We start from the raw sequence: 19,444 nt of genomic DNA, 5'->3' as shown, positions 1-19,444 counted from the left end.
AAGGCAGCATTCACCATGACTTCAGCCGCAACCGCAACGACGTCCCGGGATCCGTTCAGCGCGGATCGCGGCATTGAACCTGTTCCGTTCCGCAAGCTGGGCACAATGCCCGAGCCTGACCCTTCGCCCGAGGCGGACACAATTGCCGAGCCTCTCTCTCCTCACCCGCAACCTGTGACAGCAGCACCTGACAGAAACCGACCCGTTCCACATGCAATAGCCCTTTTCAGGGCGCTTCCGCGCCGCAGGCAGGTCATCATCGCGGGTACTGCCGTCGGCAGTCTGCTCTCCCTCTTCCTCGTGATGGGCATAACAAAGAGGCAGGCGTCTCCCGTGGGCCAGGAAGTCGGAATGATTTCCGCCCCGCTACCAGCAGGCCCCAAAGCGTCTCCAGCGCCAGGGCACTCACCTACATCATTGCCATCACCCCCGGCATCTCAGGTCTCGGCTACAGATGAGGATCTCAAGGCTCTCCTTGCTATGAAAAAGCCGCCCCATCCCGCCGTCCCAACACCGGCAACTCTGCCGACCGAGACCACGCCTGCGCAGAGACACGATATCGGCATCGAAAATGCTGTTCCGACCGACGATGCGGTCCAGAAAGCAACCCGCCTGCAAGCGGCTCCCATGACATCAGACGACCAGTTGCAGGTGCTGCAGCTTGTAACGGAAGAAGCAGCACTGGTGCAGCGGACCCGCAGCGACATCGCAGCGCTCCGGCAGGATCTTGACCGGCTGCGTATCGCCGATACGGCAAAGGCTTCGGATCTCAACCGCCGGATGTCGCTCCTCGAAGCGAAACGAGCCGTGGCCGACGCCGAAGCACCCCCGTCAGATGGACCGGCCGCCACACGCGCCGCGGCCGACAAGGCACGGGCAGCTCTGGAAGCCGCGGCAGCCGAGCCGCAGCCAACACCAACGCCGCCGCAATCTCCAGCGTCCCGGACAGCGAAAATGCGCCAGACGCCTCCTGCTCCGCCCCCGACATGGACGCCGCACTACCGGATACTTGCTGCATCTCCCCAGCTTGCCATGGTGCAGGACGATGCGGCGCCAGCCGGGCAACCGCCACAGTCCGAAATCGAAATCGGCACCGATCTCCGCGGATATGGTCGTGTGCGCGCCATCTCTCAACGCGGCACGATGTGGGTGATCCAGGCTGAACGCGGCATCATCCAGTAAGGCAAGGAGACATCGACGTGCAAGGTCTGGTCAACCTCGTCAACGATCTCGCTCTCGCCATGGCCTGGCTGCTGCCAATGGCCTGCTATATTGCAGCGTGGATTGCCTTCCTGACCGGGACATGGGGATTATGGCAGCAGCGCCAGCCCCAGAACCCGTTCGTCGGCCGTCCCTGGGTGCCCTGGATCGGGATTGTCCTCTCCGGCGTCTTCGCCACTTTTGACAGGATACTCACCAAATCCACCACCTCTGCCGGTCTCGATACGCAGGTTTCGCTGGGAGCTTCTGTCACCGGCTATACGGATGCCGCGACCGGAAGCGTCATTTCCGGGACCGGCCCAGAGGATGCCATCCTGTCAATCGTCAGTGATTTCGCCCTGTTCTTCGAAATGTTCGGCGCCTGGGCGGCGTTCATGGCGGTCGTTGCGTGGAACGCGTCGGCGACCGGAAAAACAAACCGCTCAAAACTCAGTTGCCTCATCCAGTTCGTTTTCGGCGTGATCCTCCTCAATCCCGTCAAGGAAGCAACCTGGATCCTGAGCCACTGGACAACGTCCGGCTAGGTCCTGTCCGCAAAGAAAGCGTTCGAAGTCGCATGTTGCCGACAGAACAATGATTTGGGGGACATGATCCCTCTTTCAACGGAGCCCTCGACCATGAACCTCTCTCGCACAGGCACCACCAGCGCGGCGCGACTGACGCGTCTGGTGACACAACGGGCCGGATACAGACAGCGTGCCGTCACGGCACTTGGCACATTGGCCGTCCCGATCCTCATTGCCAGCCATGCGCTGGCCCAATCCGCAACCGGCAGCGCAAACGGTATCGGGGCCCAGATGCAGGCCACCGCCCAGGAGGGACTGACAGCGGGCGGCTTTGTCGCTGCTGCATGCATGTATGTCGCTGCCTTCATCTGCTTCATCGGCGGCGTATGGGCGGCCTGGCAGAGCCGCAACGAACAGAACCGTTCGCCCGGAAAGGTCGGTATGGCAATCGCCGGCATCGTGCTGTGCGGTCTTTTCGCAACGGGTCCGCAGTGGATCAACAAGGCTGCCAACACCGCGTCCGGTGGCTCGGCAACCGTTGGTACGCAGGCTCAGGCCTATCAATTCACGAGCGGCGGCTAGGAACCCGATCGCAATGGCCCGTCTCACACAGTCTTTCCGGCTGCTGCCGCGCCCATGGGATCCGTCAGCGCCAGACGCCGGGGAGATGGGTGAGCCGGGCCTTTTCACATGTGCCTGCTGCGGCCTGATAACGCCTGGTCGCAGGTTTCCATGGCATGGTGACGGACCCGGGCCTGTCTGCGCCTTATGCAACATCCTGCAGGATCCAACCCGTCCGGCCATTGAACGCGAAGCCGTCCTGATATGGTGGCCGAAACTGCCGCAGGCCCGCATCATGACCCTGACCCGCTGCGCGCATCAAGCCCTCATGCAGACGCTCGGCAATGGGCCAAACGGACAGGATGTCGTCTGGCATCGTGCAATGGACGCGATCGCGTCAGGGTCGGACACCGCGATGATGCCTGCGCAATGCAAAAGCGCTCTCGCTGTGCTCCGCGCTCTGCACGCGCGAACGACCGAAGCCCGGCGGCGGCTGGAGACAACCTCTCCCCGACTGCTGGCGACTGCCCTGCTGATGGCGAACCGGGCTGACCCGCAGATCAATGAAAGCGCGACCGCCCTGATGGACGGCATCCGGCTCCTCCCCCTGGGCCGTCTCTACAACGGCCCCACCGACATCTACCCGGCGCTTGTCAGGGAATGGCTTGATGCCGATCCCCAACCGGTCATGACATGACAGGATCATATCAATGGGCGGTATTCTTTCCAGTCTGCTGGCCGGCATCAGCCTCGGGCTGCGCCAGCCCCTTGCCTCATTCTGCGATGTGGAAAGTACGCACGGGGACCATCTCATCACCAAACGCGGTGAATATGTCTCCGTACTACGCATCAATGGCCTGCGTCGCATGTGCACGCGGCAGGAAGTGGAAGCACTCGCCGAGCAGCAGCGTATAGAATTGCAGGGTCTCCTTGAAGAACGTGGCCATGCCATCGTGGGATGGTATATTTCCGATCCCGAGCGCTCAGGTATCGAGATTGACCGCCTGAGTCTCAATGGTTGCCGGTCCATAGCCAGACAGATCGGAGCAGACCTTTCGGACGTCATCGAAGAGAGGCGCCGGCGCTGGCCAAACGTCATGCGCTGGGAGGCCACTTGCTATGTCCTGTGGACCCGGCCCAGCGTGCTGACACGTGAGGACCGCAAACAGGTGGCAGAGGAGCGCCGGACCCTTGCCTCCCAATTTCCCCGCGTGGGCAATACCCAACGTTTTGCCCTGCGCTCCGATATCATGGCGGCCCGCCATGAATCGTTCATTTCACGCGTCCAGGCAGCCTTGCAGGGGTTCGACATTTCCTGCGAATTCCTCGGTCCACATCAGGCATTGCAGGTCGCGCGCGAAGCGACCTATCGTGAAACGGCGGGCTCCGCCTGGAAACCGACCCTGCTGGGTGACCGGGTCATGCCACGGCTTCCCGACGATCTGGATGATTCACAGCCACATCCGCAGGGCCTGCTCTGGCCGGCGATCCGGGACCAGATCTTCAATGCCGACGCCGAAACGAAAGGCGGACAACTCGTGACCGTGGGGGATTATACATACGCCCCGGTCGACATGACGATTGGCCCAGAGGATCCGCGCCCATTTTCCGAACTCTCCAGCGTGCTTGGCCGCAAGAGACTGCCATGGCGCAGCGCCATGATCCTGGAGGGTGGTGGCCGCGCCGCCTTCGGCTTCAAGGAAGCCGGAGCCGGGTTTCTGGCGATGTTCCCCGGAAATAGCGACATTCGACGGGCGTTTGCCGCACTCAAGCTGGAGCGCCAGAAAAACAACCATAATTCCGTGCGGATGCGCATGACCGCCACAACCTGGGCTCCGGTTGGAGCAGAGGCGAAGCTGCGACGGCAGGCGTCGGACCTCTCCCAGGCGATTGATGCGTGGGGCAACAGCAAGACAACGCGGATTTCCGGCGATCCTCTGGAAGCGGCCATGGGTTCTGTCCCTGCCCTGGCGCTCGGTTCGACTGCGACCTCATCGCTCGCCCTTGTCGGTGACGCGTTCTCCATGATGCCGTGGGCACGCAGTGCGTCACCGTGGCAGAAAGGATCCATCCTCTTCCGCAAGCCCGATGGTTCAATCTGGCCTTACGATCCGACCGGGGGCGGGCTACGCCCATCCGTCGTAGACATTATCATAGCCCCGCCTGGCGGCGGAAAATCCGTTCTGGCCAATACCATTCTGCTGGGCTTGATCCTCAGCAGCGCCGCGATCAGCAGCCACGGCACGAAGCTCCCCTATATCGGCAAGCTCGATATAGGGCCGTCCTCGCGCGGACTGATCGAGATGCTGCGCAACGCGCTTGGCCCCGAACGCCAGCACGAGGCGGTTTACGTCAAGATGCAGGCAATCCCGGGCTTCGAGGTCAATGTCTTCGATACCCAGGTCGGACTGGAATATCCCCTGCCACTCGAGCGCGTTTTCCTACAGAATTTCATCTCGCTCCTTGCCACGCCGCTGGATGGCAGGCCGTGGGAGGGCATGGACCATCTGGTAGAGGACGTGACTGATGAAGCCTACCGCCTCTGTACCGGGGTGCAGGGGGGCACGCCCAAAATCTACACTCCGGGGATCGAGCCCGACGTCGATGCCGCAATAACATCGCTGGGCATCAGCCTGCCCCACCATGCGGGAGAAGACGATCCGACATGGTGGCGGGATATCGTCGATGCCTTTGTCAATCTCAGGGAATACCGCCTTGCAGGTTTTGCCCAGCGCCATGCAGTACCGGTCCTGCAGGATCTGCTGATTGCGGCCCGCAGCCCGGAAATCGAAAAACGCTATTCCAAGATCACCCTGGAAACTGGAGAAAGCCTGATCGACACGTTTGATCGCTACATCATGAACGTGATCAAGAATTTTCCCATGCTGGCCTCCCCGACAAGGCTGGATATGGGGGACGCGCGCGTGATCGTTCTCGATCTTGCCGAGGTGGCACCATCCGGCTCTCCCGCGGCCAACCGCCAGACAGCGCTCATGTATATGCTTGGCCGCCATATCCTGGCCCGGAATTTCTTTCTGCATCCCGATTATGCGGACGACCCGCATATGCCCCCATCCATGCGGGACTATCATCTCGCCCGTTTCACGGAGATGTACGAAACGACGAAACGTGTCGACTTCGATGAGTGGCACCGCACCGAACCCGCGCCCCAGGTAGACAAGCAGGCTGTGCGCGATGGCCGCGAGGGACGCAAGCACAACGTCCAGCTCGCCTTCATTTCACAGAACCATACCGATTTCAGCGAGGACCTTTACAAGATATCAACCGCCCGATGGGTCCTCAAATGCGGTGATCAGGAGACGGCAGACAGCCTTATCCGACGCTTCAAGCTGTCCGATGCCAGCGCCTATGTGATCCGCAACGCACTGCCGGGACCGGGAAAGAATGGTGCGCCATTCTTCGTGGACATGTCGGCCGGAGAAGCAAAATATGAACAGCTTCTGGTGAACGTCCTGGGGCCAATCGAACTCTGGTCTTTCTCGACGACGCCTGGCGACACGGCGCTCCGTTCGCGCCTTTACAAACGGATCCACTTTGCCCGAGCCCTGCGGATGCTTGCCACCGTATTTCCCTCGGGAACAGCAAACAGCGAGATCGAACGCAGAAAAAGCGAGCGCATGAATGTTTTCGGTCTCGCGACCGATGAAGCGTTTGCCGGCGTTCTGGATGAACTGGCGGATGAGATCGTGGAAGGTAGAGGCGTGGCCGCAGGATTGTATGAAACCCTGCGCGCCATTGATGAACAATCGGAACTCGAATTTACCATTGGGTAGAACGTGACCGATATTTTCCTGACGGCCTCACATCCCGATCATTGCGGACACAATGATGTTGACCATGCTGTTCGATCAATAGCGCGGCGGCGTCTGGCAGGGATAGATTCGACAAATTTATGTGTCGTATCTGGCATATTATACGATATTATCAGTCATATGTGACTATCAGATCGTTAGCGCGATCCCGATCTGATCGTTTATGAAGGCGGCTTCATAATGACGCGCCATCGCCCCGGAAACACCAACCTCTCGCAGAGCAGGCCTCCACTCATCCGAAATTCGCCGCGCTGTCACGCGGATCATCTGCCGGGCCTCAGCAGGGGTAATTTCGAAGAATTCACACGCCTCCAGTGCCAGACGGATGGACCGATCATGCGGACCGCCCTCCAGTATCGCCGTTTCCAGATGCGGGTTACGGTCGGGTGCTGGATTCACATCGAAAACGGGGGATAACCGCCAGTGTCCAGCGCCCACATAGAGAAATCCGTGATTTTTCAGATGATCGTCCTTATTTGACACGAGAATAGTATAAACCAGACGCAGGAAGAGTTCGCGGAACTCTGCCTGGGGATCGGCGGCATAGGTCCGGATAAAATCGACAATCTCCGTATAGGAACCCAGTTCCGTTCCGGTTTTCCCCAGAGCAGTCCTCGCCGAAATATAAGGAATCCGGCCAGCCCCACGCCGATCAAACCGCTGGATCAGAGCCACAGGAAACGGCGTTTCAGCCAGTTCCAGCCTGACCTCTGGCGTCCGGATTCCGCATGCTCTTGCCAGACGAAGCGTGGCAACTTCAATACGTTCTATTGGCCACTGGTCGTGAACCGAGGTAAATTTTGCAAGCCAGAGCACATCGCCGTCCCGAACATTGGCCTTCGGTCGCGCCCCACCCGAACCACCTGCACCAGCGAGCGCCTGCATATCCCTTTCGGATATGTCCTTGCCCTGTTCATATGCCCGCGCGATAGCCGTAATAGCGGCAAGATCGACCAGACGCGGTATGATGTCATCGGCGCCGCCACGAATGATTTCTCCGTTATCATCGGCGAAACGAAGCGCACCCTGCCGACATACGTCATCCGACAGTGTGAGATATTCAAACTCGGAAAGCCCATTACCGTAGGCACGCTCGAGAAGCCTGCGCCCCCAGCTGTCGGGCGCAGCATCAGCAAAGACACCCGCAAGGGCATCGCGCACGTTCCCTGGTTGGCCAGCCGCATGAAACGGCCCAGAGCCAAGGGGAAAGGGGAAAGGTTGGCTGGATGGCAAAGGCCCGAGAATTCTCGACCCAGGCCGGATCATAAGTGAAGGTCGAAAACTGCCGTGGACCTGCCTGCGTAAAACGCAGTTGACCCACGGGAGTCAGGCTGTTGCCAAGAACGACATGGGCGCTGAAATCAGGCATCAGAACGAAGCACCGTCCATATCAATAACATCCGCTCCCCCATGCGTGGCCTTATCCTGCTGCCTGCGTAACGTGGTCGCAGAAGACCGGCCTCGACGAGGCTGACGTTCAGCAGCCAACGCCAGTCCCAGATCATCCTTGCGGATATCAATCAGGTCGGCCAACCGGTCCAGAAGACCAAGCACGACCAGCACGTCGGCCAGAGTGCCGATCCCCACACCCGGGTCTCCCTTTTCCAGGCGCGCGATGGAACTTGCTGACGTGCCGGCACGAGCGGCCAGGTCGGCTATCGCTATGCCGCGCCGCAGGCGCGCGCCACGAAGGTCACGCCCCAGTCGCTCAAGAGCCGCGCGGGATTTTGGTGAGCCCATTACTATCACTCATATTTGGCATATAAAGCGCCTTATAGCATCATATATGGAATTCTGTAAACTCCACAGCCTCTGCCCTTCACAACACGTTCCTGGCAGGAACTGGCACGTCGCGTAGAAAACGCTGGGCAGGCCGCCTGAATTCCACGGGCAGTTTCTGGTCGCGGGGCGATCATCACCCTATAAGTCTATTTTCCACCTTGAGGTCATGATGCCTGTGCCGCCAATCGATCCCTTCCACGCGCTGTCCATCAGCGCACTGGCACATGAACTGGCCGCGCAGGGGCGCAGCATCATTCATATGGAATTTGGCCAGCCTTCTACCGGCGCGCCAAGCGCGGCGATCGAACGCGCCCAGCACATACTGGCGACCGACCCCATGGGCTATTGGGAAAGCCAGCCCCTGAAGGAACGGATCGCCCTGCACTATGACGAAACATATGGCGTTTCGCTCCAGCCTGAACAGATTATCCTGACCTGTGGCGCATCACCCGCGCTGGTTCTGGCGCTCATGACCAGTTTTGTGCCCGGAGCGCATGTAGCCATGGCGCGACCGGGTTATGTGGCCTACCGCAATGTCGTGCGCTCGCTCCATATGAAACCGGTTGAAATTCCGTGTGGGGAAAAAGAACGCTTCCAGTTGACCCCCCACGCCATTGCCGCGCTTGAACCTGCTCCCGACGGGTTGATCCTGGCCAGTCCCGCCAACCCCACCGGTACCATCCTGTCTCCTGATGAAATACAGCGCATTGTTGACGTCTGTCGCGCGCACGGGATCTGCATCATATCGGATGAAATCTATCACGGCCTGAGTTTTGGCGAACGCGCGCACAGTATTCTGGAATATGATCCCGATGCGCTGGTGGTAAACAGTTTTTCCAAATACTTCAGCATGGCGCCGTGGCGGCTGGGGTGGCTGGTTGTCCCGCCAGCAAAGGTGGAAGCCGCCCGCGCGCGGATGGGTAATCTGTTCCTGCCGCCCGCCGCCCTCAGCCAGCACGCGGCCCTTGCCGCCTTCGATTGCCGCGATGAGCTTGAAGGGCATATGGAAACCTACCGGCGCAATCGTGACCTGCTGTTGCGTGCCCTGCCCGAAATGGGGCTGCGCCATATCGCGCCACCAGATGGAGCGTTCTATATCTATGCCGATATCCGGCACCTGACGGATGACAGCATGGCGTTTTGCAAGCGCCTGTTGCTGGATACGGGTGTTACGACAGCACCGGGCATTGATTTCGACCCCATAGACGGGAAATACTTCATCCGTTTCAGCTTTGCGGTCGCAACGGACCAGATTGAAGAAGCCATCCGCCGCATGGTCCCTTGGTTTCGTCACCAGAAGGACCGCTTACCCGTCAATGCAGTGACTTAAAGGGGGATATACGTCTGGAGCGCGTATGGCTGTGTTTCTGATCAGGAGACATGCGAATACGCACTTACCACGACCCACTACTACGGACCATGCAGGGGGTTTCTTCCAACTTAAGTTCTGCGGCACACGTCTTCATTATAGTCAGCCCCTGCTGCATGCCTTACCCAGATCAATACATTCATACCGAACCATTACCTGCCTGCGATATTACTACCTCAAGCCACTGCTGGAACTGAAATGCGAGGTGGCAAAACTATGCTTCAGCACGATCCCGTTACTCAACACAACAGTCAGCATCTTGCTTTTGTTATTTGATCTTTCTCCAAGCATGCCAAGTCCGACTACGTCCTGCGCTATTGAAAGACCATCCTCCCTGCCGGACGTAAAACTATAAATCCAGACCTCATAACCATCTTCATAGGTTTTCTGCCCCGGTTCACCGTAAATCTGACGCACCTGGGATGAAGTTGTCACACCATCATGAATATTCTGACCAACTTCCGCGATGGTTGTTTTTTTTATGGAAGCATCACCCGTGGACGAACAGGCACTCGTGCCTGCAATGATCGCCATCACGATGGCCGTTCTGATGATCTTCATCCTGCACTCTACCCTCTCGGCTACATATCATCGACATACCTCATTGTGTCCCATCGATACAGATTGTTCAGCGCACATCAGATGCTTGGTAGGACTGTCAGCAACATGGATGGCTGCCGGTGATCCCCTCACGTTCAGAGCCGAAAACAGAAAAGGGTTGCTCCTGTCCCACGCAATTCTGCGCGTCAATCCGGCGACAGCATACCCCAAAAGAGGACACGAATCTGCTCTCGGGGCCTGCATGAAAGAAAAAGCAACGCAGCCAATTTTTGCTGTAGCAGTCGCAAGATGATCTTCGAAGCTTCTCCCGTTATCCGGAGAAGCTCATGAAACATTCTCTGCTCATTTTTCTTTTGCCCATGGCGCTCAACGCCTGTGCGCAGAGCCTGTCGTCACCTTCTCCCATTGCGACGACCGGCATGGCCAATCCTGAACTGGCCTTGCAACGGTCAATAGCAGAGACCACGACTGATCTTCGGGAACTTGGCAGTATCCGCCCGTCTCCGGTCGTGGCATCTGCCAACCAGCCCGTGCTCCCCGATGACCTGACCCGCCGGATCTGGTTCGTGTGGGACGGCCCGCTGGGCAAGGCCGTCGCAAAACTCGGCCAGGAAATTGGCTACAGCGTGACGGTCACCGGCCATCCCCGAGCAATGCGCGTCGCGACCAACAGTGTTGCCGCCGTGGTGGATATCCTTCGAACATTGGGCGATCAGGCCGGAGATCAGGCCATGGTCTCGGTAGACCCGCTTCACCACGCGATAACGGTGGCGTGGCATGCGTAAGATGGCGCTCTTTCTATCTTCGGCCATCGTCGTGACGGCCGCAGGAAGCGCGACCCATGCGGCATCTGTCTCCACGGGGAAGGTTGTCATTGAGGAGGGGCAGCACGTCCGGCTACCGACATCGTCTCCATCTCCACCACCGGCCCGCAGCGACACATTGGTCCCGGAGCCACAGCCGCCCCAGCCGGATGCGGATCAGGTGGACGGAGCTGATCCCGCCCTTGCCAATCCCATCAATAAACCGGTGACAGGGGCCTCGACGCTCGACGAGGTGGTCGGCGGCGAAGCGCCACCTTCTCTTGAGGCCCTTGAGAACACCCGTCCCAATGACGAACCAGGCGATGACCTGAAACCCGGTCGAAGCGCCCAGCTTCGGGAAGCCGCGCATATTTACGGCGCGCAGGGCGGTCTGGCCGCCCGGGCATTCGCCATCAACGAGATGCTGCGGCGCCACGAGGAGACACTCGACGCCACTTATGATTTCCGGTCGATCGTGCTTCCGATCGGGAGTGGCCAGACCCTCATGCAGCCCCCCATCGTCACCGAGGCACAGATGGCCTTTGCGCTCAGTGACACCGGCCAGGTGGCGCACGAGACAGAATGTGTTTTCGAGATCACCCGGGAGGCACAACTGACATCCGCGCCCCCGGACTGGCGCACGTATCTCGTCCGGACATGGGGCAAACCGCATCACCCGGTAGCCGCGGCCCTGCCCCGCACAAAGGCGGAAGTGTCACACTGGAACCAGTGGGTGGCGGAAGGCTGGGCAGATGGAGAAAAGCAGGCGACCGAAATCTTCCTCTCCGATCTGTCGCGCCTGCAGCGCGACATTACCGGCATGGCCCGCTACCGGGTGCTGCTGAACGCCGGGCGCGTCGAAGAACCGCGCGTCGTGTTCGAGCACCAGGACGCCGTGGGAGGAGGAGACACCCTCCACCTCAATGACCGCACGATCCGGATCGCGAGCCAGCCGGGGCTTCAGGGCCACGTCCGGCGCGGAAGCGACTACGGTTATCCGGAGCATTGCCGATGAATATCACCATCCCCGTCACGACCGACGAACGCTGGCCGGATGAAGGCAGGAAAGCGTTTGCCTGGGTCGAGGAGCGACGGCGTAACGCGCCGGGGCTGGACTCCCTCCTTCGCTGGGCGCATGGCCTCGGCGCCTCGCGCATCGACATCAAGACCGGCCATCCGGTCACGATCAAGGTGCACGGCGTCATCCGCTACGCCACATGTAAAGCGACGGACTCCCTCGCGCTGGCGGATATCGTCGGCCATGTCTATGCCTCTGACGGGATGGCCATGCTTGGTGTCGGCCATATCCTCGATACGGCCTACAGCGTGGCACTGGACCGCAAGGTCAATCTGCGTTTCCGGATCAATCTTTCACCCATTTCGGTCAAGCGTGGCAGTGGCGTCCACATCGTCATGCGTCCGATCCCCGCCCGGCCCGCAAGCCTTGACCAGCAGATGGTCGAACAAGAAATCCGGGACACGAACAGGCTCAAAAGCGGCATGGTCCTGTTTGGTGGGGCAACCGGTTCCGGAAAGACCACGTTGCAATTCGGGCTCGCCATCGAAAAACTGATGGACCCGACCGTATACTGCGACATGGCAACCGGCGAGGAGCCCATCGAGTTCCTGCTGGACGACCTGCGTCCGCCTTCAGGATCGCGGATCAGCCAGACGGAGATCCGCCCCCCTACCCTGACTTTTCCCACCTTCACCCGCAGCCTGACACGCCGCGAGATGAGCGATGGCATCATCACGGAATGTCGGGACGGCGAGACCATGAATGCAGCCATCAATATCGCCATGATGGGCGGTATCCTGGGCACGACGCTGCATGCAGACAGCGTCTCCCTCATGATCCAGCGCGCGATCGCGCTCTGTCCCCCCTTGGAACGTGACAACCTGGTCTCGGCCCTCGCTCAGGCGCTCCGGTTCTGCATCAACCAGCGCCTTGTGCCCCGCAAGGGTGGCGGGCGTGTTGCGATCCGCGAATTCCTCACCTTCGATCGTGATCTGCGCCGCAAGCTGACCCGGACCGAGCCAACAGACTGGCCGGACGTCGTGGCCGACGCGGTCGAGGCGCAGGGCCAGTCCTTCGGCAGAGCCATCCGCAAACTGCTTGATGCCGATCTGATCACCGAAGACACCGCTCTGGCGGAAGAAAGGAGAGACGCGTGATGTGGCGTGCAACGGCCTATCCTGTCCGGGTTTTCATTCTCGACGCCCGCAGCTGCTTTCCCATTCTCATCTCCGTGACACACTGGAGCCTCACCACCCTGCTGATCGGGGTCTTCGGCGTGGTGTTTTTCGGGACGATCTCGTTTTTCGGGCTGACGCTGCCGGCCGCGATACGCTCCATCCGACGCTTTCTCATCGGGCCGGTCCGCACCGCCCTGCCGACATGGCAAAGGAGGCGGTTCTCATGAGCGCGATCGATCTGGCGGCGATCAGTGCGGCGCAGACACGGCTTCTGGCCGAAATCGGCAAGCCGATTGAACTGCTGGACCGTGGCACCGGAAAACGGGTGGTCGTATCACCAGCTGACGCAGCACACCCTGAAGCCTATCTGCCCATTTTCCTGATCAGTGCCGAAACCCTGTGGCTGGAACTGACGGGAACGGGCTTTGCCCTTGATGTCAGCAGGACGCCCGACAGCGCGCTCGGCTATGCCGTCCGCAAGGTGCGCGCCGGTTCATTTACGGTCGTGATGTTATGTCTGATCGATGTCACGATGAGGCTTGCGGAGATGGACGACGCGCTGGTCCTCAATCATCTGATCGACTTCTGGGGCGAAGCCCATGGTCGGATCGCTGATGTAGCGCCGACCTTGCAGGGGGCGACATGATCCCCCGTCTCGCTCTGGCGGCACTCGGGACGTTTCCCCTTTTTGCCGTCGGCACGACCGCCCGCGCCGCGAGCATCGAAGAAAATGGCCGCCAGATTGCAGCCTGTCTGGAGGCTTCGGCAAAAATCTCTAGTGTGCCCCGTGGCGTGCTGCTCGTCCTCCTCTATGTCGAGGCCGGCCGTCCCGGAATGGTCAGCCCGAACAGTAACGGCACGGCGGATCTCGGGCCGATGCAGGTCAACACGACATGGGTCGGCCGCATCGCAAAGCGATGGCACAGCACGCCCGCGCAAACATATGCGGCGCTGCGCGACAGTTCGTGCGCCAATATCGAGGCAGGCGCCTGGATCCTTGGTCAGGCGATGGACGAAGCACACGGCGACCTCTGGCAGGCCGTGGCATTCTATCACTCTCACACCCCACGCCATGGCAACGCCTATCTCCGGCGTTTCTACGACATCGCCCTCACGATGATGACCAGAAACCGCAGGGACGATCGCTCATGAGCACGAGCCGCGTCCCATGGTCATCCAGCGATGACTATCTGCTCTTTTCCTCGATCATCATCATCGTCGGGGTCCTGCTGTTCAGCTACATGGCCTGGAGCCTGTGGCATACGCAGATCACGGCCTTCTATCTGCGGGCCATGATGGGGCAGATCAACCTGCTGCATACGTCTAATCCCGACCTGATGCGCCTGCAGGTCCAGTTGCAGGCCGCGCAATATCGACCGGACCTGGTGCGGGCGATCCAGCTTTATTATGGCCTTGCGATCCTGGGCAATGCCCTGAAATGGCCGGTGGCCATCGTGATTGCCCTCCTGGGCGGGTTATGCATGTGGCGTGCTGCCCCCGGCCGATTTGCGAAAGCGCTCGATCTGGAAGGTCTGATCGCGGTCCAGGCAGAAATGTTTCCAACACTGAAAGGCTTCGTCCGACGCCGACTGGACAGGCTTGTAACGCCCACTGATGGTATCCCGCTGCCGGCAGACCCGGCCCTGACACGTGCCGAATGGGGCGCGCGCTTCGCTGTCGATGCACAGGGCCGCTACAGTGAAACCGGCGCGCTCGAGGCGTTCACGCGCCAGTTGGGCCACCACTGGTCCAGCATCAACGCCGCATCCCCTGTTGAACAGGTGCTTCTCGTTGCCTTTGCGATGCACTACCTCCAGAGGCGCCGGGACGCCCTCGCTCTGCTTGGTGAACTCTCTGCCGGCCTGGCCGACGCTGGCCTTGATGGTCCCCATGGTCCGCTGGCGCCGCTCACGGTGCCAGAGTCCGTTGTGCGAAGCGCTCGCTCTGCCCTGCAGGACAAGGAAATCACAAACTGTATCGATACGGTCTGCGAGCGCAGCGGATGGAGCGTGACCGCGCTCATGACCCTGCTGCACGAAGCCCGGCGTCAGGCGGGCGTACTGGCACCCTCCTCATTCGCCATCGTGAAGCTTATCGACCGATCATTGTGGTACGCGCTGCACTCACTCGGCTTTCCTGCTGAAATCCCGGCCGAAGACCTTCATCCCAATCCCCGCATCGAGGCCGCTGGCGCGCGTGCGCACTGGAGCGAAGAGCGACGCTACCAGCGTCCGATCTACATCCCTGCGGTTGAGAACGCACTCGCCATCCTGCGCCCGATGCCCGAAGCACAAGGATCTTCCCATGACCCGTATCATCCTCCACGCTGATGGCCGGGCGCCCATCAGCATTGAACTCGACGGGACAGGCTTACAGCCCCTCCATCTCCATCTCGGATCTGATTTCGGGCAGACGGAGACGAGCGATGCGGCACCGACTTTACCAGAAGCGGCAGCGGCACGGCGCGGGCGCCTGAAAAAGGCATTGCCCGCGCTCATCGCTGGAGGACTGGCCGCCATCCTGATCATCGGCACACGTCAGGCCATGGTTTCCGACCGCGCTGTTCCCGACACCGGGCCTGCGGGCATGCTACGACCGCCTGCAATTCTACCCCCACTCTCCGGCTTGCCCATGACGGACGAAGGCGCGCCAGGGGTCCGCTCAACCTATGTCCCGGGCGCGCGCATGCCGGTCGATGGAAATGTGGTCGGCAATCCCGACGGTCACCCGGCGAGCGCGGAAATCGATGCCGCACGACGCATCATGACGCAGCGGCCCGTCGTCACTTATCCGCACTCCCCAGGTAGCGCGCAGACAGCGCCGACGGCGTCGGTCTCCCCCACGGCACCAACAGCGCCCGTGGCGCCTACGATCGACACGGGAAAATCTCCTTTCGGGCTGGAAGACTGAAGCATGGTGAAGCGCGAGATCGGCGGACCGCAGGTCCACCAGCAACTGAAACACGGCTCCACCTATCGCGACACGCGTCCCTTCACGGTCCGGATCGCCGAAGAGCTGCAATCCAGCAGTTCCGGGTTCGCCCTCATGATTCTGGCAGGGCTCAGCGTGCTGGCTCCCGCGATCGTCGGGATCACCTTTCCCCTTGCCCTCTGCCTGACGCTCTGGGTCATGACCCGCCAGCCCGTGCTGCCTTTTCATCTGCCCAGGTATTCCGGCCTGAAGGACAAACACGATCTTGATCCCAAAACCCGTCGGCCGCGGGCGGCGGCAGGCATCATATATCTTGGAACGGACGGACTGACCGGCCAGCAACTCTGGCTTTCATCCGACGCGGGGCGCCAGCACGCCGCCGTGCCCGGCACAACGGGTGCAGGCAAAACGACATCCGCCATCTCCCTGCTGGCCAATCCTCTCGCGCATGGATCCGGGTTCATCCTGATCGACGGCAAGGGTGACAACACGGTCCACGGCGATGTACTGGCGCTTGCCCGCCGCTTCGGGCTGGACGACCAGGTGCTCAATCTCAATTTTCTGACCGCAAGCGGCATCCGCCAGTCCAATACGTTCAATCCGTTTGCGACCGGCAATGCCGACGCCATCCGTGAAATGCTGGTCAGCCAGCTTGGGGAGCCGTCCAGCAACGACGCCAACGGCGTCTTTCGGGACCGTGCCGTCGGCCTTGCCGGCACGATCGCCCCCGTGCTGACCTGGATGCGCGACACCCACGGCGTGCCGATCAACATCGAGACCATGCGCTACGCCATGGAACTGCGCTGGATCGGCACGCTGGCCCGGCATCGCGTATTCCTGATCCGCAATCCCGGCTCCGATCACCCCATCGAGATCAGCGTTCCCGAAATTCCCGATGATATCCTCTATCCGGCCCAGGCCTATCTGGGCGAACTGCCGGGGTATGATTCCTCGTTGGCGTGGAATGAGCAGAAAGAAAACAAACCGAGCGAGCAGCATGGCTACGCCAAGATGTATTTCACCCGGGTCTTCACGCAGCTTGGCGTCAGTCTCGGGCACATCTTCCGCGCCCAGATCCCTGATATCGACATGCGCGATGTGGTGCTGAACCGCCGCATTCTCGTCGTCACGCTGCCCGCGCTGGAGAATTCCTCGGATACGCTGGCCGGACTGGGCAAGATCGTGGTTGCTGCCGGTCGCGGCGTCATGGCCCAGCTTCTTGGCGCCCGCCTTGACGGCCCCGCCGAGCAGGTCTTCAAGCTCAAGGCAGGCAGCGGCGACGCGCCGTTCCATTTTTTCTACGACGAACTCTCCGCCTACGTCACGGACGGCATGGACCGGCAGCTGGCCATGGGACGCGGCCTGAACTGCATGTTCTGGCTGGGGTTTCAGGATCTTCCGGGTCTCACGACACGCATCGGCGACAAAGCCTTTACCCTGCTCGGCAACGCCAACCTCACCCACGCCATGCGCCTGCAGGATGCCGTGCGCACACGCGAGTGGATCGAAAAGCAGTCCGATCGGATCGAGGTCAGTCAGGCCACGCATTTTGAAGGCAACTCCGCGGGAAGTTACCGGGAAGGACGGGGTGCCGAAGTCCGGGAAGTCGCCCGTATCCCCTGGGCAGACCTTCAGTCGCTCATCGAAGGCGAGGCCATAACGATGTATGCCGGTCGCATTGTCCATTCGAAGACATTCTTTGCCGCCGTCAATGGGCGGTCAGGCGCAATCCGCATGGCCCAACCGGTCATGCTTGCAGCGCCGCTCGACCTGAATCGGGTGCCCCCGGACCAGCAGTTGCTCGCCCTCCTCGCGACGATCGAAGGCGGCCTGTTTCAGTCTGAACTGACCACGGTACACGACGAGCCGGATGTTTGTGCACTCCAGGAAGCAGTCGACCGCCTCGGTTCAGGTTCTCAAGACATCCTGCGCAATTTTGCACAAATTGGTGCAGCAGTCGCCGCCGTACCGCGCCGGGTTGCAACCGCCAATGACGATGAAGAGAATGAACACGCAGCCGGAACAGACATGCTGACACCATTTTCCTATATGTTGCGTGACGCTGCCTCCACCCCGAAACCCGGTTTTCAGACACAGCCCCGCACCATACCTCCCATCGACGGTCACCTGCTTGGACGCCTGGAGGCTATTGAACACCGCGTGGACCGGCAGCCTGGTATAGCCCGTCGTCAGGCACTGCTTATATTGGGTGTAAGTGACGCGATGACAAAAGGCGCACCGAAAGAGGGCGCGGCTGGCACCGGGATGACCGAAAAGGAAATCCTCGCCCAGATCAGGATATTGCGCGAAAAAACCTCGGCATGACCGGCACGATCATCATCCTTCCCGGCGGGGAAAGGTTCCAACTCGAATGGCGCCGGACCGACCCGGAGCGCTGGGAACGCCGCCTGAAGGCAAAATATGATGAGAGCCGGAGCGCGGAGCGTTCTGACAAGGCGCGATGCCTGTGCCAGCATCGCGGGGCCTCACTGCCTCTACAGATCCGTTACCGGGCGGACAGTCACAGTTATCACCTCGCCGTCTGGCCAAATGAAGGGCCGCTGCATGAGAAGACATGCCCCTTCTATAAGCCTGATCCAGAGAAAAGTGGGCGCGCCAGCTATGTAAATAGCGTAATTCGCGAGGGTGAGGATGGGGATGTCGCTGTGACCCTGTCGATCGGCCTGCGCCGCAAGGGGCCACCCCGGCCAGTCGATGACACGCCGCTGCCTGCTTCAGATCGGCCCGGACAGGCGCGACAGCGCCGAATGACGCCTCTCGGGCTGCTCCATCTCCTATGGGAACGGGCGGGGCTGAACGAATGGCGGCCGCAATTTGCCAGACACCGCACACCGACGGTTGCCCTGGGCCGGATTGCCTCTGCGGGAACCCGGATCCGGGCGCAGGGCAGACTGATCTCCGATCTTCTATGCCCTGTTGCCCCAGGGCATGAAAAGTTCGGACGGCGTCTCCATGCCGTTGTCAGGACAGAAGGACAGGAAAACCATCTGTTCCTGATCGGGTTCGTGGAGGCTCTGGAACCAGATCCCAGGGGCAATTTCACCATGACCCTGAGCGGCCAGCGCAACGGTTACCGCTGCTTTCTGACAGTGCCTGCGGCCGAGAGGAACCGTCTTGTCCGGTCGCACCAACTGGCGGCAGCCACACTCGCCCTGCCCGAAGCGGCGCGGCAGGCACATGTTGTGGCGTTGCTCTATGTGACGGCACGAAACATCGGAACGCCCAATAGCCGATGGAAGGGCTGGATCCAGGCGGAAGTCAGGACCGGTGCCCTGATGACCGTCTCTCGCAGCATGCTTCCTTTCGAAAGCAGCCATGAACTGGCGGTAGCCGATGCCCTCGTGGCAGCGGGACGCGCATTCGAAAAACCACTGCGTTTCGACGCGGAACGGGATCTCGTTTTCCCGGATTTCATCCTGCAGGACACGGCGCGGAATGACGGATATCCAATGGAAGTTTTCGGTCGCACGGACGAGGCCTACACTACCAGACGAGCCGAAAAGGAAAATTACTACGACGCGACCTTCGGAGCGGGTGGATGGTGGTCATGGGATGCGACAACAGGGAGCCGGATGCCGCCTTTTCCAGCAGGCAGGCTGAGATAAAACAGGGTGACTTCTTCACTTGGCTGCCTTATATGTAGCACCATGAAGCTAAACT

Annotated in this window: 19 protein-coding genes; 16 read left to right on the top strand and 3 right to left on the bottom strand. The window is 60.6% G+C overall.

The window, feature by feature from the left end; translation table 11 throughout:
• The first annotated feature begins 627 nt into the window (after window positions 1-627).
• The 5 genes from NJLHNGOC_RS16350 to NJLHNGOC_RS09485 all read left to right on the top strand — a co-directional run bounded on the left by NJLHNGOC_RS16350 (window position 628) and on the right by NJLHNGOC_RS09485 (window position 6,082).
• Window positions 628-1,182, top strand: coding sequence for a hypothetical protein (locus tag NJLHNGOC_RS16350; protein ID WP_239021448.1), 555 nt, complete (start codon window positions 628-630; stop codon window positions 1,180-1,182).
• Between the two features lie 17 nt (window positions 1,183-1,199).
• A complete protein-coding gene (locus NJLHNGOC_RS09500) occupies window positions 1,200-1,745 on the top strand; it encodes a hypothetical protein (protein WP_025811668.1) in 546 nt (181 codons plus the stop codon).
• 93 nt (window positions 1,746-1,838) lie between these two features.
• A complete protein-coding gene (locus NJLHNGOC_RS09495) occupies window positions 1,839-2,309 on the top strand; it encodes a hypothetical protein (RefSeq protein WP_025440154.1) in 471 nt (156 codons plus the stop codon).
• 274 nt (window positions 2,310-2,583) lie between these two features.
• Window positions 2,584-2,985: a hypothetical protein gene (locus NJLHNGOC_RS16345; RefSeq protein WP_239021447.1), complete on the top strand. Its 402-nt coding sequence runs from the start codon at window positions 2,584-2,586 to the stop codon at window positions 2,983-2,985.
• 13 nt (window positions 2,986-2,998) lie between these two features.
• A complete protein-coding gene (locus NJLHNGOC_RS09485; RefSeq protein WP_113596175.1) occupies window positions 2,999-6,082 on the top strand; it encodes an ATP-binding protein in 3,084 nt (1,027 codons plus the stop codon).
• A gap of 168 nt (window positions 6,083-6,250) precedes the next feature.
• On the opposite strand, the gene NJLHNGOC_RS09480 is transcribed toward NJLHNGOC_RS09485, so the two are convergent.
• A complete protein-coding gene (locus tag NJLHNGOC_RS09480) occupies window positions 6,251-7,282 on the bottom strand; it encodes a type II toxin-antitoxin system HipA family toxin (RefSeq protein WP_239021446.1) in 1,032 nt (343 codons plus the stop codon).
• Between the two features lie 207 nt (window positions 7,283-7,489).
• Window positions 7,490-7,861, bottom strand: coding sequence for a helix-turn-helix domain-containing protein (locus NJLHNGOC_RS09475; protein ID WP_113596174.1), 372 nt, complete (start codon window positions 7,859-7,861; stop codon window positions 7,490-7,492).
• A 211-nt stretch (window positions 7,862-8,072) separates the two neighbouring features.
• Here NJLHNGOC_RS09475 and NJLHNGOC_RS09470 point away from each other — a divergent pair, with 211 nt between their 5' ends.
• Window positions 8,073-9,233, top strand: coding sequence for a pyridoxal phosphate-dependent aminotransferase (locus tag NJLHNGOC_RS09470; RefSeq protein ID WP_165837911.1), 1,161 nt, complete (start codon window positions 8,073-8,075; stop codon window positions 9,231-9,233).
• A gap of 210 nt (window positions 9,234-9,443) precedes the next feature.
• Here NJLHNGOC_RS09470 and NJLHNGOC_RS09465 read toward each other — a convergent pair whose 3' ends face one another.
• Window positions 9,444-9,833: a hypothetical protein gene (locus NJLHNGOC_RS09465; RefSeq protein WP_113596172.1), complete on the bottom strand. Its 390-nt coding sequence runs from the start codon at window positions 9,831-9,833 to the stop codon at window positions 9,444-9,446.
• Window positions 9,834-10,159: 326 nt separating this feature from the next.
• On the opposite strand from NJLHNGOC_RS09465, the gene NJLHNGOC_RS09460 reads away from it, so the two are divergent.
• From NJLHNGOC_RS09460 to NJLHNGOC_RS09415, 10 genes are read left to right on the top strand one after another with little or no spacing between them, the layout of a single operon-like run.
• The gene (locus NJLHNGOC_RS09460; RefSeq protein WP_113596171.1) at window positions 10,160-10,618 is read left to right on the top strand and encodes a DotD/TraH family lipoprotein; all 459 of its coding nucleotides are present in this window, start codon (window positions 10,160-10,162) and stop codon (window positions 10,616-10,618) included.
• Window positions 10,611-11,651, top strand: a complete 1,041-nt coding sequence (locus NJLHNGOC_RS09455) for a type IV secretory system conjugative DNA transfer family protein (protein WP_113596170.1) — start codon at window positions 10,611-10,613, stop codon at window positions 11,649-11,651. Before NJLHNGOC_RS09460 ends, NJLHNGOC_RS09455 begins: the two co-directional genes overlap by 8 nt.
• Window positions 11,648-12,811 (top strand): type IV pilus twitching motility protein PilT, encoded by a 1,164-nt coding sequence (locus NJLHNGOC_RS09450; protein ID WP_113596169.1) that lies wholly within the window; start codon window positions 11,648-11,650, stop codon window positions 12,809-12,811. The genes NJLHNGOC_RS09455 and NJLHNGOC_RS09450 overlap by 4 nt, the downstream gene beginning before the upstream one ends.
• Window positions 12,811-13,059 (top strand): IcmT/TraK family protein, encoded by a 249-nt coding sequence (icmT, locus tag NJLHNGOC_RS09445; protein ID WP_025440148.1) that lies wholly within the window; start codon window positions 12,811-12,813, stop codon window positions 13,057-13,059. Before NJLHNGOC_RS09450 ends, icmT begins: the two co-directional genes overlap by 1 nt.
• A complete protein-coding gene (locus tag NJLHNGOC_RS09440; RefSeq protein WP_010511856.1) occupies window positions 13,056-13,478 on the top strand; it encodes a hypothetical protein in 423 nt (140 codons plus the stop codon). The genes icmT and NJLHNGOC_RS09440 overlap by 4 nt, the downstream gene beginning before the upstream one ends.
• Window positions 13,475-13,984, top strand: a complete 510-nt coding sequence (locus NJLHNGOC_RS09435) for a lytic transglycosylase domain-containing protein (RefSeq protein ID WP_113596168.1) — start codon at window positions 13,475-13,477, stop codon at window positions 13,982-13,984. Before NJLHNGOC_RS09440 ends, NJLHNGOC_RS09435 begins: the two co-directional genes overlap by 4 nt.
• Window positions 13,981-15,162, top strand: a complete 1,182-nt coding sequence (locus NJLHNGOC_RS09430) for a secretion/conjugation apparatus DotM-related subunit (RefSeq protein WP_113596167.1) — start codon at window positions 13,981-13,983, stop codon at window positions 15,160-15,162. Before NJLHNGOC_RS09435 ends, NJLHNGOC_RS09430 begins: the two co-directional genes overlap by 4 nt.
• Window positions 15,137-15,742, top strand: coding sequence for a hypothetical protein (locus tag NJLHNGOC_RS09425; protein WP_113596166.1), 606 nt, complete (start codon window positions 15,137-15,139; stop codon window positions 15,740-15,742). Before NJLHNGOC_RS09430 ends, NJLHNGOC_RS09425 begins: the two co-directional genes overlap by 26 nt.
• A 3-nt stretch (window positions 15,743-15,745) precedes the next feature.
• Entirely contained in the window at window positions 15,746-18,088 is a 2,343-nt protein-coding gene (locus NJLHNGOC_RS09420; protein ID WP_113596165.1) for a type IV secretory system conjugative DNA transfer family protein, read from the top strand.
• Window positions 18,085-19,389 (top strand): DUF1173 family protein, encoded by a 1,305-nt coding sequence (locus NJLHNGOC_RS09415; protein WP_113596164.1) that lies wholly within the window; start codon window positions 18,085-18,087, stop codon window positions 19,387-19,389. Before NJLHNGOC_RS09420 ends, NJLHNGOC_RS09415 begins: the two co-directional genes overlap by 4 nt.
• Window positions 19,390-19,444: the final 55 nt, after the last annotated feature.

The organism is Novacetimonas cocois (assembly GCF_003311635.1).
Taxonomy (GTDB): domain Bacteria; phylum Pseudomonadota; class Alphaproteobacteria; order Acetobacterales; family Acetobacteraceae; genus Novacetimonas; species Novacetimonas cocois.
This window is presented reverse-complemented; position numbering and strand designations above follow the sequence as displayed.

Excerpts from the sequence above, each read along its gene's own strand:
- NJLHNGOC_RS09435 (WP_113596168.1), top strand. The coding sequence starts at position 13,475 with ATGATCCCCCGTCTCGCTCTGGCGGCACTCGGGACGTTTCCCCTTTTT.
- NJLHNGOC_RS16350 (WP_239021448.1), top strand. The coding sequence starts at position 628 with ATGACATCAGACGACCAGTTGCAGGTGCTGCAGCTTGTAACGGAAGAA.
- NJLHNGOC_RS09455 (WP_113596170.1), top strand. The coding sequence starts at position 10,611 with ATGCGTAAGATGGCGCTCTTTCTATCTTCGGCCATCGTCGTGACGGCC.
- NJLHNGOC_RS09425 (WP_113596166.1), top strand. The coding sequence starts at position 15,137 with ATGACCCGTATCATCCTCCACGCTGATGGCCGGGCGCCCATCAGCATT.
- NJLHNGOC_RS09420 (WP_113596165.1), top strand. The coding sequence starts at position 15,746 with ATGGTGAAGCGCGAGATCGGCGGACCGCAGGTCCACCAGCAACTGAAA.
- NJLHNGOC_RS09440 (WP_010511856.1), top strand. The coding sequence starts at position 13,056 with ATGAGCGCGATCGATCTGGCGGCGATCAGTGCGGCGCAGACACGGCTT.
- NJLHNGOC_RS09485 (WP_113596175.1), top strand. The coding sequence starts at position 2,999 with ATGGGCGGTATTCTTTCCAGTCTGCTGGCCGGCATCAGCCTCGGGCTG.
- NJLHNGOC_RS09415 (WP_113596164.1), top strand. The coding sequence starts at position 18,085 with ATGACCGGCACGATCATCATCCTTCCCGGCGGGGAAAGGTTCCAACTC.
- icmT (WP_025440148.1), top strand. The coding sequence starts at position 12,811 with ATGTGGCGTGCAACGGCCTATCCTGTCCGGGTTTTCATTCTCGACGCC.
- NJLHNGOC_RS09470 (WP_165837911.1), top strand. The coding sequence starts at position 8,073 with ATGCCTGTGCCGCCAATCGATCCCTTCCACGCGCTGTCCATCAGCGCA.
- NJLHNGOC_RS09465 (WP_113596172.1), bottom strand. The coding sequence starts at position 9,833 with ATGAAGATCATCAGAACGGCCATCGTGATGGCGATCATTGCAGGCACG.
- NJLHNGOC_RS09475 (WP_113596174.1), bottom strand. The coding sequence starts at position 7,861 with ATGGGCTCACCAAAATCCCGCGCGGCTCTTGAGCGACTGGGGCGTGAC.
- NJLHNGOC_RS09430 (WP_113596167.1), top strand. The coding sequence starts at position 13,981 with ATGAGCACGAGCCGCGTCCCATGGTCATCCAGCGATGACTATCTGCTC.
- NJLHNGOC_RS09460 (WP_113596171.1), top strand. The coding sequence starts at position 10,160 with ATGAAACATTCTCTGCTCATTTTTCTTTTGCCCATGGCGCTCAACGCC.
- NJLHNGOC_RS16345 (WP_239021447.1), top strand. The coding sequence starts at position 2,584 with ATGACCCTGACCCGCTGCGCGCATCAAGCCCTCATGCAGACGCTCGGC.
- NJLHNGOC_RS09495 (WP_025440154.1), top strand. The coding sequence starts at position 1,839 with ATGAACCTCTCTCGCACAGGCACCACCAGCGCGGCGCGACTGACGCGT.
- NJLHNGOC_RS09450 (WP_113596169.1), top strand. The coding sequence starts at position 11,648 with ATGAATATCACCATCCCCGTCACGACCGACGAACGCTGGCCGGATGAA.